This is a genomic window from Halobacillus sp. B29 (assembly GCF_052246755.1).
In the GTDB taxonomy this organism is placed as follows: Bacteria; Bacillota; Bacilli; order Bacillales; family Halobacillaceae; genus Halobacillus; species Halobacillus halophilus.
The window spans coordinates 166,599-181,774 of sequence record NZ_JBQQCM010000002.1 but is presented as its reverse complement, the minus strand read 5'-3'; the positions used below and the strand labels follow the sequence as shown (position 1 = coordinate 181,774).

Below are 15,176 nucleotides of genomic sequence, written 5' to 3'. Positions count from 1 at the left end.
GACATTTTACAAAATTCTAAGCGTTATTTATTACTTCTGACCACTGTGTAACCCGATCCTTCACGACAGGATATAAAATAATAAAAAAGATCATATTAGCTGCCACAGTAGGCAGCAGTCGCAGGATAAGGTAAGTACCCCATGGCATGGAAGTGATTTGTACAAATGAATAGATTACGTATAGTAATGTATCGGATAAAATGATCCCCAGGATCACTAATAGTGAAGCTCCGATAAAATTCGAATGAATCGTCTTATTAATACCGTGGATCACGTAGATAACCAGTGCATAAGTTACCATGTAAACTCCAAGTATGCCAGTATATACAATATCGAGCAATAGACCAAACGCCATCCCGTACCAGACGGCAAAATAAGTTTTGTCCCGGTCAAAAAATATAGCAACTATTAATAAGAAAAGAAGTACCCAGTGGGGGGTCATTAATAGATTTGAATATACAAGCTTAGAGGGTAATAAACTCATAGCCATCCCCTGCATAACCAGAAGAAGCAGACAGATCAGAGCGATGTAATACCTTTTCATGAATCTCCATCCTCTTTCTGATCCTCATTTTCAACGGTCTGCATCGAGCGGTCAACCACGATAACATGGTTGATATTAAATAGATCAGCAAAAGGTTTTACGTATGCGGTTTTCGTTAAACCGAACTGATCGTTAACAACCTCTTCCACTGTACCAATTCGCAGATTACTAGGGAAAACACCGCCGAGACCTGAAGAGATAACTGTATCCCCTTTTTTCAATTCTTCGTCCAGCTTAATCCCTTTCAGCAGTAACCTGCCGCTTTCTCCATCGTAACCTTCTATTAAACCAAATGCCTCGTTTTTATCTTTTCTTACCACCCAGGATGAAATCTTATTCGAACGATCAAACCCGCTCAATAGCTGAACAGTCGAGTGAAAGGCTCCAGCGGATTTAATTTTCCCTACCATTCCTTCACTGGTCAATACAGCCATATCCTTGGCCACTCCATGTTCTTCACCTCGGTTAATGGTCATCTGCTCGAACCACCTGTCCGAGCTTCTGGCTATAACTGTCGCCTGGATAGGTGAATAATCACTCAATGCTTTTGTTTTCCCCATCGTTTTTCGCAGCTCCGCATTGTCATTCTTTAACCGCTGATTATCTTTGATAACACCCTTGTACTCGGAAAGACGTGCTTTTAAAACCTGATTCTGTTCATATACTTCAAACATATTTTGAATATTGTCCACGGAGTTGTCAACTAGACTAACAGGTTTATGGATAATACTCTGCATCCATCCTACCGTATCTTTTAAAAATTTCTCAGGCGTAGTTAAAGAGTCACGATCCCGAATCGAAAATCCGATCAAAGCAACCAATACAATGAAGCCGATTAATACTGCCATTAATCTTTTTCGTCGGAATAAGCTTGGCATATCTTGACCGCCTACTCCATTTTCGCTCGGCTTGCTACATTAGGCTGGGCTCTGAAGTGGTGGATATTTTCGAGAGACTTTCCAGTTCCAATGACTACACAATCCAATGGTTCTTCTGCAATGAAGACAGGCATCTCTGTACGTTCACTGATGACAGTATCCAAATTCTTAAGTAATGCTCCACCACCTGTTAAGACAATGCCGCGTTCCATAATGTCTGAAGCAAGTTCAGGAGGAGTCTTTTCCAACGTATTAATAATCGTTTCAATAATCGTATCCACTGTATCCTTCACGACATTAATAATTTCTTCCGAATGAACCGTAATCGTTTTAGGAAGACCTGTAAGCAGGTCACGGCCGCGAATATCCATTTCATCATTTCCCTGAATACTGCCCGCACCGCTGAGTTCCATTTTTACTTCTTCTGCCGTTCTTTCCCCAATCATAAGGTTATACTTTTTCCTGACGTGCTGAATGATAGAATCATCCATTTCGTCGCCGGCTACACGTATCGATTGACTGGTTACGATTCCACCCATGGAAAGGATGGCTACTTCCGTGGTACCTCCGCCAATGTCTACAATCATGCTCCCTGTAGGCTCCCATACAGGAAGTCCAGCTCCGATCGCTGCTGCAAAAGGTTCTGCTATTGGAAATGCTTCTTTAGCACCTGCTTGTTTAGTAGCATCAATGACTGCACGTTCTTCCACCATAGTTATACCGGATGGAACACAGACCATAATGTTGGGCTTACTCGCAAATGAAGATCTGGTTTTCAGCGCTTTTTGAATGTAGTATTTCATCATTTGAGCTGTGGTTTCATAATCCGCTATGACTCCGTCCTTCATTGGACGAATGACAGTTATGTACGCAGGAGTACGGCCGATCATTTTACGAGCTTCATTCCCTACGGCCAGAATTTCACCTGTTTGATTATTTTTGGCTACAACAGAAGGTTCCCTTACAATAACCCCTTTATCTTTTAGATAAACAAGTGTATTCGCAGTACCTAAATCAATCCCTAAGTCTTGAGAAAAACCAAATAGACCCAATTCAATCTTCCTTTCTAAGTGCCCGCATTGCTCAGGCGGGGTCAGGCATAAGCCTTTTCGTGGATTAGAAGAAGCGCCTATTTATAAGAAGTTCCTATAAATGGCGCCTTTTATCTCCATCTATTCAATTATACGAAAAATTAGATAAAATAGATAGTGTTACAGGTATCCTTTTTCTTTTAAAGATATAAACTTTCGATCTCCTATAACAAGATGATCCAGTAATTCGATACCGATCATCTTTCCGCATTCCTGCAATCGTCTTGTTACCTGAATGTCCTCTTGAGAAGGAGTAGGATCTCCGGAAGGATGGTTATGGGCACATATAATAGAGGCAGCCGAGCGTTTCACGGCTTCTTTAAAAACCTCACGAGGATGAACAATCGAAGCGTTCAAGCTTCCGATGAAGATGGTTTGGCGATGGAGTACCTGGTTTTTAGTATTCAGAAATAAACAAATAAAGTGCTCCTGTTTTAAGTCACGCATTTCTTCCATAACGAAATCGGCTCCGTCTTCAGGGCTGCGAATCATATATCTTTCCACTGGCTTCATTTGCTGCATCCGCTTCCCTATTTCAATAGCCGACATGATCAAAACGGCCTTCGCTACACCGATCCCCCTGATAGCGGTCAATTCTTCAAAAGTCGCATCTTTTAGTAATAAAATGCCTTCAAAGTGAATAAGAAGACGCTGAGCCAAATCCATTACCGACTCTCTTTTGGTGCCGCTTCCTAAAAGAATGGCAAGTAGCTCCTGGTTGGAAAGATGAGAAGCGCCTATTTCCAAAAGTCTTTCTCTGGGACGATCCTCCTTGGGTACATCCTTAATCATAATACTTGCATTTGTCACCCTCTTCGCTCCCTTACAACTCATTCCTCATGTAGAGAACGTTAGTCCAGCAGCACTCCAAAAGCTTCAAGCTCCCTTACAACTCTAGCTATAGGTAAGCCTACTACACTGTAGTAATCTCCTTGAATATACTTTACAAAAAGCGCTCCTTTCCCCTGTATGCCATAACCACCTGCTTTATCCCAAGCTTCCCCAGACTCCATATACTTATGAATTTCCTTATCCGATAGGGAAAAGAACGTAACATCTGTTCTGACAACAAATGTTTGGATGTGTTCCTTAGAACGCACTGTGACTCCTGTATGCACTTGGTGTGTGCGACCGCTTAAATTCGTAAGAAAACGAATAGCTTCACTCTCATCAGCGGGTTTTCCAAGGATTTCTCCATCTATGGATACGAGGGTATCGGCTGTAAGCAGTACTTCATTTTCCTCAATAGGGATAGCCAAGCTTTTTTGCTTAGATAAATAACTGACCGCTAGTTCTGGCAGTACACCTTTTTCTAATTCTTCGTTTGTTCCGGAGACTCGCAGTAAAAACTCGTACCCGGCTTCTTTAAGTAATTCTTTTCTTCTGGGTGATTGCGATCCAAGTATAAGTGTTGGCATTAACTAAGCTCCTTACTCTACATGAGGTATTCTTATTTTACAGGAATCTTTGTTAGTCTTTGATTTACTTAAACCGAATTTCCAGTTACTAAAAACAAGTAAAAAAGAAGAATCCAATAGTGAATTTCTTAAAAATTCGTTACATTGAGATACCTTTATTTTTTATTCCATCATTTTTTCAAGAGAATAAGCTACCTTCAGCCAATTTAAATGATAATCGTCTCGTTGATCCCATTCTTGTAGTGGGGAGAGTAACGGAGAGTTAGGATCCTTTTTCTCCAGGGTGCTAAGCAGCTTCTGACGATCTGCATCAGATAGCTGATCAATCGAAAAATTCTCCAAGTGATCGATCATAATCTCAAACGTTTTAGCTTCTTCTCCTTTAAAAGAGCCCTCTCCCTTCAATACAGACCAGGGTTTTACGTACGTTTCGATATTACGTGCAGATAACTCCGCAGCTATTTGAGAAGCTTCAGTCTCTGTCTGCGCGCTTCCTGCAAATAAATAAAACTGATGGTCCCTTTCCCAAACCATAGAAGAAACTGAAAGAGCAGTCAATTTACTTTTCCACTGGACAGCTTTCTCTTCTGTTGTAAACACTCCTGCCTGAACCAAGTAGGCTTCAACAGCGTTGGGATTTACAGCAGCAACTTGCTCTGTAACGGCTTCTTCAGAAGGGGCTGAGGCCGGTACCATTTCTTTACCCGCTGTAGTTTCGTCTGTCAGGCTAACAAACATACGCAGGAGTAGAAAGCCAAGTCCTAAGCTTAATAAGAGTGCTGATGAAGCAGCAATGACCAGATACTTTACTGAATTCTTCTCATACCTCTTTTTCTTAGGGGGTGATTGGTTTGGTTTTCGAATTTCTAATACCGGTATCTCTTCTATCTGATTTGGTCGTGGATCTGAAGCCGCAACCTCCTCTTTGGCCTGAATTATTTCATTTTCAGGAACTTTTTCCTTTTCATTTCGGAAAGATATGGTTATTTTTTTATTCGATTCCATCGTTTAATCACTCCTGCAAGGTTTGTCCCAACCCTATCACAGCAACCACAAAAACAACGTTGAAATTTGTCAGGATTGTTTCGACAATTTCACTTGTTACCTATTCCGTCCAGTAAGCTTCTTAACAAATATACGATTTGAGGTACCCAGGCCTAAAAGGATGACAGGTATAAAACAACTAAATTTTCTCCATAAAAATACACAATAACTGCCGCAGAAACAATTGAAGGACCAAATGGCACGGGGTCTTTACGACCACTGCGTTTCAAACTGACCATGAGCAGACTAGTCACCGTACCGATGAATACAGCTATAAAAAACGTCACCAGTACATGTTGAGTTCCAAGGAGAATTCCAAGCACTCCTAAAAGTTTCATATCTCCAGCACCCATCCCTCCTTTGCTAAGAATAATGATAAAAGCAATCAAAAGAAGGGAAATAAACGCTCCGCTAACTGAGGAATACCAGGGGTGAAGTGGATATACGAATCTATAGATAGTAAATAAAGCTGTAAACCATATAAGGAGACGGTCTGGAATTAGCATGTATCTAAGATCACTGACAGTTACCATGATACTTAAACTAATGAGTAAACAGGCACCAAAAAAGGAAGGGGTCCATCCATAAACGATGTATGAAAATAAAAACAAAACTCCTGTTAAGGTTTCTACAAGTGGATAAGAGAGGGATATGTGAGTACAGCAATGCCTGCATGCACCTTTGGTGAGAAGATAAGAGAAAAGAGGGATCAGATCAATAGGCTGCAACTTAGTTTGACAATGAGGACATTGGGAGCGGCCAGTAAGAAAGGGAGTTCTTACTGGCAGGCGAATTCCGACTACATGGTAAAAAGAGCCTAGGATCAGCCCAGTTGTAAATATATAGAGTGAGAGCAAAGTGTTCATCAATTTCTCCTTTCGGATCGATAATTTTCGGGGGGGGAGATGGTAATACTAGAAGGATGTTTTTGTTAAGTTAGCTTATCGCCTTTGTTGTGGAGTACTGTGTGGGATCCATAGGAGTGGGTTTATTCTTTTTTAACTGACTATTTCCTCCTTTCTCTTTAACTACATTCAATTATAAAATAAGAAGCTCAGTCTGTCCTGTCTCATTATACCAATTTTGTTAAAACTTATAGTGAGTTTATTACAGATAAACTCCCGTTCGTGTAAGATTTAGTTTCGAGATAACTCGGGTCCGTTTCCAAAAAAAAGAAGGAGGTCGGCTACAGAAACAACTCGCTTTCCTACGACCCTACATGAAGTAGGGTCGATCGACCCTGTGTCGTGCAGGGCCGCGGAAAGCGAGCCGGTCCCTGGAACCCCTTTTCCACACAACATCTCGAAACTGAGTTTTCAACTATCCGGCTCGATTGTATAATAAATTCTTAATAAAAAAGAACAGCCAGTGTTTAATACTATATTAAAAACGCCCAATAACGATTATTGGACGTTTGTGTTCATTTGACTATAATTTGCTACCTTATTTCTTCCTTGCTGCTTCGCACCTACATACATTGCTCGATCAGCATGGCGAATTAATTCTAAGGGCTCTTCACAATCATCTGGATAAACCGCGACTCCTATACTGGCCGTAATGTTAATCTCCTGTACCTTCTCCCATTTTAATATGTGATCGTGAGAATAGAAAGATTCTGAAGATATGGCGTGTTTAATTTCTTCAGCTAAATTAATGGATTGACCAGCCGCATATCCGGGGAGAAGAATCACAAATTCTTCTCCGCCATAACGAGCAAGAACTCCTCTATTACTTAAAACCATTCGAAGTCTTTCAGAAAGCAGACAAAGAATTTCATTGCCACTTTCATGTCCATAGGTATCATTAACTTGCTTAAAATGATCAATGTCTAAAAGAATAAGAGCAATTGGCTTCTTTATATCATCAGTTTCCCATTGCAAAAATAAATCCTGCAAATAATTTTCAAAGTAACGATAATTGTAAAGGCCCGTAAGAGGGCATCGTTCACTTTCTTCTTTGCGCTGCTCATAGTGCCTCGCATTATCGATAGCAACCCCAAGGTAATTGCTAAGAATCCTAAGAATCATAAACTGAAATTGTACAAATGCTCGCTTCTTTTTAGAGTAAATAGTTATAATGCCTACAATCTCGTTATTTCTTTCTACAGGTACAGAAAGGACACTTTCCGCATTCTTAGGAGTAGATGAATTCGTCATATGCTTCCACTCAGCTCTCTTTTTATAATGGAAGCTTCCCGATTTTTTCCATGTTGCCCTGCTAACGCCTTCACTACTGTTCATCTGCACCTCTGAAAAATTCATTCCCCCGGAACAATCAAAGAAGCGGATTAGCTTTAATTGATTTTCAGATAATACATCATAAACATAAATATAATCAAGAGGCAGCAATTCGCTGAGACGGTCTACAAATAAGTCAAGAACATCTTTAACCCCAAGTTTCCCCGTAAGTTCATGTCCAATCTTACTAGTTCTCTTTAAGTAGGAATTAATCTCATTGCTATTATGAAAGAGCATTAGCATTCCGGAAATAAAGATAAAAGGAATTCCAACAAAAAACATTGCACTTATCCCAAATTCAAGGAAAACAATATAAAGGACAAACCCAACAGGGAGCACAATACCTGCAGTGGCTATGTCCCAGACAAAACCGCTGTCCCACCAAACAATTTTCTGCTTATAGAGGATCTTTGTAATTATTTTCAACGAAAGCTGATTGAGAACAATTTGTGATAACGCGTATGTAATGATCGGGATGGCATTCGTTATAGAGGAAACGGCTTCTCCCGCATGCTCTCCGCCCAAAGCATAATATACTTGAGCTGATAGGACGGATATAGCAAGAAACATCAGGAAATTGATAGGAATTCGATGAGAGGAAGTACGGTCCACGCGAACCTTCAAAAGTAAAAAGAGCAAAGATACTTGGGAGATGATAATTTCTACAAATAATCCATATTGTAAAAAAGCCGCAAATGCAATTCCCTGAGTAAAGAATACAGGGTTATCCCCAATTCGCAGAGGAAAGAGGGCTACGATGGAGGCAAGTATGACAAAAGCCCCAATTTCCCATATATTTACGTGGAGGGGCGGATCCAGCCAACGATACAGCAAGTAGATGCTCGAAGGCCATAGACAAGCCCAAAGTACCCATATCTTGATTCTTTTGTCCCTTTCCATCTTTGCACCCCATCCTTGATCACATTTTCCTATTATAGGAAAAATTAAGTAACTAAAATGTTACCATACAAGGAGTTAATATTCAAAATATTTCCTTATTTCTGATATGAAATAGAGGGATCCCGTGACGAGTAAAACTTCTCCTGTTTTCATCGTGGACATAGCCTGCCTGATTGCCTGAACATAATCAGAGACAGTTATAGTATCAGCTATAGGGGAGAGCTCAGTTAGCTCACTTCCTGTCATAGCTCTTGGGAACTCAAAGGTAGTCATATAGGCGACATCGACTATCTCTTTTAGAATTTCAAGCATAGTTACCACTGGTTTGTCTTCTAAAGCAGAATAAATAAGATGGACACGTTTTCCGCTAAAATGTCGTTTCATAGTATCCACAAGAGCCCGTGTCCCTTCTTCATTATGAGCGCCATCAATAATGGTTACAGGATTTGTACAAATGGTTTCAAAACGGGCCGGCCAGTAAGTTCTAAGCAAACCTCTGCTGTATTGAGTACGATTTATATCTGCCCCCCTTTGTTTCAGTTGCTCCATCGTCTGGAGGGCGAGAGCTGCGTTATCTACCTGATGCCGGCCTTTCATAGGACTAAGCAGATCTCCGGAATGAAATGATGAATTAATAAATTCAAAGGATTCCCCTTCAAGTGAGCTTTTTTTATGTTCCACTTGAAAATCTTTCCCTAAGATTGACACAGGAGCCTTATACAAAGAAGCCTGCTCTTTCAAAACACTTAAGACAGACTCTTCTTTAGCGCCAGTAATCAATGGAGTATTGGGTTTGATTATCCCTGCTTTTTCGTAAGCAATCTGTTCACGTGTATTCCCTAAAATATTTATGTGGTCAAGTCCGATATTTGTAATTACTGTTAAAAGCGGCTGAATGATATTCGTGGAATCATACCGACCACCTAGACCGACTTCAAACAAAATGAAGTCTAGATGTTTTTGAGAAAAATAAAGCACAGCCATGGCCGTAATAATTTCAAATTCTGTTGGTTCACCAAGAGACGTGTCTTTCAATTTTTCTGCCAAAGGTTTGATTGCTTCTGTTAAAGCAGCAAGTTCAGCATCAGGAATGGCTTCCCCATTCATACTGATTCTTTCATTAAATCTTATAATGTAGGGGGATGTGAATGTTCCTACATCGTAACCTTGCGTTTGGAGTAAATTACTTAAAAAAGTTACTGTCGAGCCTTTTCCATTTGTGCCCGCGATGTGAATAGCGTTCAGCTTTTTCTCTGGGTGACCCAGTTCTTCCATCATCCACTCCATCCGCTTTAATCCAGGTTTGACTTTAAATTTTTCTCTAGAATGTATCCATTGGATGGCTTCCTGGTAGTTTGGCATATCATTCCCTCTTTTCAAAAAGAGGAGAGTACTCCTAAGAATACCCTCCAGCTTCATTTATGCTTTTAGTTCCTCGATACGCGCTTCTACTTTGGCACGCTTATCTAAATAATCGTTCTCTTTTTCTCGTTCTTCTTCTACAACATGTTCTGGAGCTTTTTTTACAAACCCTTCATTAGACAGTTTCTTCTGAACACGACTAACTTCCTGGTCCCATTTTTTCCATTCTTTCTCCAGTCGTTTGATTTCATCTTCAATATTGATTAAACCTGCTAACGGAAGGTATAGCTCCGCTCCTGTAACAACAGATGACATAGCCTTTTCAGGAGCCTGAAGATCAGTCGCAATCGTCAATTCGCTTGGATTACAGAACTTCTCCAGATAGTCACGGTTCTTTTCAAGTTCACTTACTACGTCCTCGTCCTTCGCCTGAATCATTAACTGAATTTCTTTAGACATCGGAGTATCTACTTCTGCTCGGATGTTACGAACTGACCGGATAATGGAAACGAGACGATCCATTTCTTGCACGGCTTGCTCGTTATGGAATTCATCTCGTACCTCAGGCCATGAAGCCTGGGTGATGGATTCCCCCTGATGAGGCAGATGCTGCCAGATTTCTTCAGTGATGAAGGGCATAAATGGATGCAGCATACGCATGATCTGATCAAGCGTGTAAGCTAAAATAGACCTTGTGGTATGAATTCTTGCCGTGTCCTCCCCGTATAAAGGAAGCTTAGCCATTTCAATATACCAATCGCAAAAATCATCCCAAATGAAGTTGTACAGCTGTCTTCCGGCTTCACCAAACTCATATTTATCAATATTTTGTGTAACTTGCTGAATTGTTTGGTTTAATCGAGTCAGAATCCACTGATCAGCTACAGACTTTTCACCAGATAAATCAATATCCTCATACTTCAAATCGCCCATATTCATTAATGCAAATCTGGAAGCATTCCAAATTTTATTAGCAAAATTCCATGTGGATTCTACTTTTTCCCAATGAAAGCGTAAATCCTGACCAGGTGAAGACCCTGTCGATAGGAAGTATCGAAGCGAGTCCGCACCGTACTGGTCGATTACATCCATTGGATCTACACCGTTACCAAGGGACTTACTCATCTTACGACCATCCGCATCCCGAACCAGTCCGTGGATAAGAACATCTTCAAATGGACGACGTCCTGTAAATTCAATGGATTGGAAAATCATTCGGCTTACCCAGAACCCAATAATGTCATAGCCGGTAACCAATACATTAGTCGGGAAGTAGCGGTTATAATCATCGCTTTTTTCATCCGGCCAACCCATAGTGGAGAATGGCCAAAGAGCAGAGGAGAACCACGTATCAAGAACATCTTCATCCTGTATCCACTTTTCCGGATCTTTCGGTTCTTCTTTGCCTACATATATCTCACCTGACTCTTTGTGGTACCAGGCAGGAATTCGGTGGCCCCACCAAAGCTGACGCGAAATACACCAGTCACGCGTGTTCTCCATCCAGTGTAAATAAGGTTTTTCAAAGCGGTCGGGCACAAATTGCACTTTGTCTTCCCCTTTTTGTAAATCTACAGAAGCTTCAGCCAGGGGATTCATATCCACAAACCATTGAGTAGACAGATAAGGTTCCACAACAGCCCCACTGCGTTCGGAGTGACCAACTGAATGAAGATGTTCTTCAATATCAAAAAGAACTCCTTCTGCCTGAAGATCTTTGACGATCTGCTTACGGCAATCAAATCGATCCATACCCTGATATTTTCCTGCATTCTCATTCATACTGCCATCCTCATTCATAATGAGGACACGCTCCAGATTGTGGCGATTTCCAATTTCAAAATCATTCGGATCATGAGCAGGAGTGATTTTAACAGCCCCTGAACCAAATTCCATATCTACATAATCATCTGCCACAATCTCAATTTCTCTTCCCACAATAGGTAGTATAGCTTTCTTTCCAATTAATTGCTGGTAGCGTTCGTCTTCTGGATGAACAGCAATAGCCGTGTCTCCAAGCATCGTTTCGGGGCGAGTTGTTGCGATCTCAATTCCGCCTTCTTCATCCTTCAGAGGGTAGCGCATATGATAAAAGGCTCCCTGGACATCTTCATACTCTACTTCAATATCAGAAAGAGCGGTACGAGTAGCTGGATCCCAGTTAATAATATATTCGCCTCGATAAATTAAACCTTTTTCATAAAGCTTAACAAACACTTCTTTAACCGCTTCGGACAACCCGTCATCCAGTGTAAACCGTTCGCGCGAATAATCGAGACCAAGACCCAGCTTTTCCCATTGAGTCCGGATAAATTGGGCATATTCTTTCTTCCATTCCCATGATTTCTCAAGGAATTTTTCTCTTCCTAATTCATGGCGGGAAGTTCCGGATTCTCTCAGTTTTGCTTCTACTTTGGCTTGTGTGGCAATACCGGCATGATCCATCCCAGGCAGCCAGAGAACGTCGTATCCCTGCATCCGCTTCACACGACTTAAAATATCCTGAAGAGTCGTATCCCATGCGTGACCTAAATGTAATTTACCTGTAACGTTCGGAGGAGGAATAACAATGGTATAAGGTTCCTTATTCTTATCTCCTGACGCTTCGAAAAACTTACCGTCCACCCAGTACTGATAGCGATCCTTTTCAACGGATGCCGGATCATACTTAGTGGGCATTGAAAGATCTGTTTGACTCATATGGATCTTCCTCCTTATATCATCTATTTTAATAAAATAAAAAAATCTCTTTCGTCCTCAAAAGGACGAAAGAGATCTAATTCCGTGGTACCACCTTAATTTACAGACATGCTGTGCATATCTGTACACTTAAAAAAATAACGGCTTCTAACCGGCTCCTTCTACTTTTCGTTCAAAGAAGCTGCTCCAAGGGCGACCTTCCACCAACATAGATCCTGGAAAACTCTCACCATCCGTTTTCCTCTCTGAAGGATATGTCCATGTACTCTTCCCTGTCATGGCATTTCACGTATAATACTTCTATTACATATTGTATATAGAAATGATTATGTTAGTCAACTATTTGTGAAAAAAACGTAAATATGCAATGAAAGGAGGTTGATGGTCGTTGAGCCGCTTATACAGATATCGTCTTCCACCATGGTGCCGTACTTGTTTATTCGTTATCGAAAAAGCTTTATTACCAATTCTGGTTTTCCAATGTATCCGGACAATCTTTTTTCCTACAACATTTGATGTCTTCTTATTAGGAATTATTGTCGGAGTTTTTCTCGCTTTTCGTTATAAATGGATTTAACTAGGGATATATACAATTTGACCAGGGGAAACTTCATCTCTATGTTCATTTACTTTTTCCAACTGGTGGATGGATACTTCATATTTTTCAGCAATAGAAGCTAGCGTTTCATCTTCTTGAGCGATATACATTTTCATTTGAGTATAAGTCTCTTCCCGGTTAGGAAACAGGTGTTTAAATATCTGCTTGATTCCATCAAGTCCGCCTGGAGCTTCCTCTTTTTCCTCAGAGCCTTTAGTCGAGGATTCCATATAAGATGAAGAAGCGCTCACATTTTCTTCCGCGATATTTTCATGCCACACACTAGTACTTTCAGATGAGACCTCAAGCGTTTCTTCTTTTTTATCATGACCAAAAAATTCTGCGAAATTCTGTGATTTTTTATGAGGCCATCGTCCTTCTTCATGTGCTTCTATCTCCTGAGCCGACAGATCATTCCGATTCGTCAGCTGAACCACAGGGGCTTCCCTTTCAGGAACTACAGGATTCTCTTTTTCCTTACGTTCTTCTTTGTAATCCACCGGGCCAAGCGTCGCCGACTCATCAAACGTCTCCGAGTTATCCGCGGCATTTGCTTTTTGCTCGACTCCGTTTATATTTAACTGAGCATGCAGCCTTAGCTGATTATTCGCTGGAAGTTCATAATCGAAACTTTCTATATCAATGAGGACATCTTCCAGACTGGAAATCCGTTCGAGCGGTACTGTAATTTCTACAGGGAATGAATGAGAAAAATAATAGACCCCTTCTTCGCCTGATTCCACATGATCCATTGTCCTTACCGACTGCAGCGGGGCAGCCTCTTCATATTTATGATCAGATTGGTGGGGTACATATTCTCCCGCCAGATCAACCGTTCCTTTTAAACGCACTTCATCTCCATATTCCTCAATTACGATTTCAGGCTCCAGTGAGATTCCAATTAGTTCCCTGACTCCCTGTCCTTCCTTAAACCATATCGCTTCGTCTAAATAAAAAGAAAATACGTTTTGTTTATTTTTCAATGGATTTGCCCCTCCCAGAATATAATAAACCCAAGCCTCTATTACCACCTTATGCGGTAACTGAGTTTATATACATGGAGGGTGCAGAAAAAGGCATGACCGAATACGGCCATGCCTAGTACATTTCTCATTTACAGGGATGCAAATACTTTTTCTACTGCCCTGATTGTTTTCTCTATATCTTCCTCTGTATGCTTCGTTGATAGGAAGAGTCCCTCGAATTGGGAAGGGGGAAGATAGATTCCTTCTTCAATCATCCCTTGATAATAACGTGTAAACATTTCGAGATCAGATGCATTCGCTGTTTCAAAATCGATTACAGGATCATTTGAAAAGAAGAATCCTACCATAGATCCTGCCCGGTTAACCGTTAACGGAATATTATTTGCTTTGGCCGCTTTTTCATATCCTTCTACCAGCCGGTCCACTTTTTTATTAATTCCTTCATAAGCTTCTTCTGTCATCGACGAAACCGTTTCGTAACCAGCTGTCATAGCTAATGGATTTCCTGACAAAGTACCAGCTTGATAGATGTCTCCAACCGGGGCCACTCGTTCCATAATATGACGCTTACCTCCATATGCTCCGACAGGTAAGCCGCCGCCGATCACTTTCCCAAGACAGGTCATATCCGGTGTAACACCAAAATGACCTTGTGCACTATGATAGCCGACTCGAAATCCGGTCATTACTTCATCAAAAATCAGTACAGTTCCATTATTCTCTGTTAATTCGCGAAGTTCCTGCAGGAAACCCTCCTGAGGAGGGACGACACCCATATTTCCGGATACTGGTTCAATAATGACCGCAGCCAAGTCCTCTCCATATTCTTCAAAAACATAGCGCACGCTTTCTAAATCATTATAAGGAACCGTGATCGTATTTTGAGCAATGGATGCTGGAACTCCCGGAGAATCAGGCAGCCCTAAAGTGGCAACACCGGAGCCTGCCTTGATAAGGAGTGAGTCACCATGCCCGTGATAATTCCCTTCGAATTTGAGAATTTTGTCACGACCAGTGTACCCACGGGCAACACGCAGTGCGCTCATTGTGGCTTCTGTACCTGAATTGACCATCCTTAACATTTCAATGGATGGAACACGTTCAATAACTAACTCTGCAAGATGGTTTTCAATTTCGGTAGGAGTACCAAAGCTCGTACCTTGCTCGGTTACTTTTTTCAAAGACTCTACTACCTTTTCATCCGCATGCCCTAAGATTAAAGGTCCAAAACTAAGTACATAATCGATGAATTCGTTACCATCCAGGTCATACAGTTTAGACCCTTTTCCTTTTTCCATAAATATAGGATCCATGTTTACAGAATTAAATGCCCTCACCGGAGAGTTAACTCCGCCCGGCATTAAATCCACCGCTTTATTATAAGCAGCTGAAGAGCGGTCAAATTGTTTCATAGCGAC

13 protein-coding genes and 1 other annotated feature are annotated in these 15,176 nt (G+C 41.1%); of the genes, 1 reads left to right on the top strand and 12 read right to left on the bottom strand.

Annotated features, from left to right (window positions below; translation table 11 throughout):
• Positions 1-16 precede the first annotated feature (16 nt).
• The 10 genes from mreD to ACTWP7_RS03075 form a co-directional block, all read right to left on the bottom strand.
• Positions 17-544, bottom strand: coding sequence for a rod shape-determining protein MreD (mreD, locus tag ACTWP7_RS03120; RefSeq protein ID WP_443121982.1), 528 nt, complete (start codon positions 542-544; stop codon positions 17-19).
• Entirely contained in the window at positions 541-1,422 is an 882-nt protein-coding gene (gene mreC / locus ACTWP7_RS03115) for a rod shape-determining protein MreC (protein WP_443121981.1), read from the bottom strand. Before mreC ends, mreD begins: the two co-directional genes overlap by 4 nt.
• An 11-nt stretch (positions 1,423-1,433) precedes the next feature.
• The gene (locus tag ACTWP7_RS03110) at positions 1,434-2,474 is read right to left on the bottom strand and encodes a rod shape-determining protein (protein WP_224892903.1); all 1,041 of its coding nucleotides are present in this window, start codon (positions 2,472-2,474) and stop codon (positions 1,434-1,436) included.
• A 159-nt stretch (positions 2,475-2,633) separates the two neighbouring features.
• On the bottom strand, positions 2,634-3,305 hold the full coding sequence (radC, locus tag ACTWP7_RS03105) for a RadC family protein (protein WP_443122135.1): 672 nt from the start codon (positions 3,303-3,305) through the stop codon (positions 2,634-2,636).
• 59 nt (positions 3,306-3,364) lie between these two features.
• Positions 3,365-3,931: a Maf family protein gene (locus tag ACTWP7_RS03100; RefSeq protein ID WP_443121980.1), complete on the bottom strand. Its 567-nt coding sequence runs from the start codon at positions 3,929-3,931 to the stop codon at positions 3,365-3,367.
• Positions 3,932-4,093: 162 nt separating this feature from the next.
• Complete coding sequence (locus ACTWP7_RS03095; RefSeq protein WP_443121979.1) at positions 4,094-4,936, bottom strand: hypothetical protein; 843 nt, start codon at positions 4,934-4,936, stop codon at positions 4,094-4,096.
• A gap of 152 nt (positions 4,937-5,088) precedes the next feature.
• The gene (locus ACTWP7_RS03090) at positions 5,089-5,841 is read right to left on the bottom strand and encodes a prepilin peptidase (protein WP_443121978.1); all 753 of its coding nucleotides are present in this window, start codon (positions 5,839-5,841) and stop codon (positions 5,089-5,091) included.
• 537 nt (positions 5,842-6,378) lie between these two features.
• Positions 6,379-8,112, bottom strand: coding sequence for a diguanylate cyclase (locus ACTWP7_RS03085; protein ID WP_443121977.1), 1,734 nt, complete (start codon positions 8,110-8,112; stop codon positions 6,379-6,381).
• A 75-nt stretch (positions 8,113-8,187) separates the two neighbouring features.
• Positions 8,188-9,474, bottom strand: coding sequence for a bifunctional folylpolyglutamate synthase/dihydrofolate synthase (locus ACTWP7_RS03080; protein WP_443121976.1), 1,287 nt, complete (start codon positions 9,472-9,474; stop codon positions 8,188-8,190).
• Positions 9,475-9,531: 57 nt separating this feature from the next.
• Positions 9,532-12,174 (bottom strand): valine--tRNA ligase, encoded by a 2,643-nt coding sequence (locus tag ACTWP7_RS03075; protein ID WP_443121975.1) that lies wholly within the window; start codon positions 12,172-12,174, stop codon positions 9,532-9,534.
• Positions 12,175-12,232: 58 nt separating this feature from the next.
• Positions 12,233-12,462: a binding site (T-box leader), on the bottom strand.
• Between the two features lie 100 nt (positions 12,463-12,562).
• Here ACTWP7_RS03075 and ACTWP7_RS03070 point away from each other — a divergent pair.
• Entirely contained in the window at positions 12,563-12,751 is a 189-nt protein-coding gene (locus tag ACTWP7_RS03070) for a hypothetical protein (RefSeq protein WP_041601371.1), read from the top strand.
• On the opposite strand, the gene spoVID is transcribed toward ACTWP7_RS03070, so the two are convergent.
• Positions 12,748-13,755, bottom strand: coding sequence for a stage VI sporulation protein D (gene spoVID, locus ACTWP7_RS03065; protein ID WP_443121974.1), 1,008 nt, complete (start codon positions 13,753-13,755; stop codon positions 12,748-12,750). The two genes, ACTWP7_RS03070 and spoVID, sit on opposite strands and share 4 nt — an antisense overlap.
• Before the next feature lie 131 nt (positions 13,756-13,886).
• Positions 13,887-15,170 carry a glutamate-1-semialdehyde 2,1-aminomutase gene (gene hemL, locus ACTWP7_RS03060; RefSeq protein WP_443121973.1) on the bottom strand — a complete coding sequence of 428 codons (1,284 nt, stop codon included), beginning with the start codon at positions 15,168-15,170 and terminating at the stop codon, positions 13,887-13,889.
• Positions 15,171-15,176: the final 6 nt, after the last annotated feature.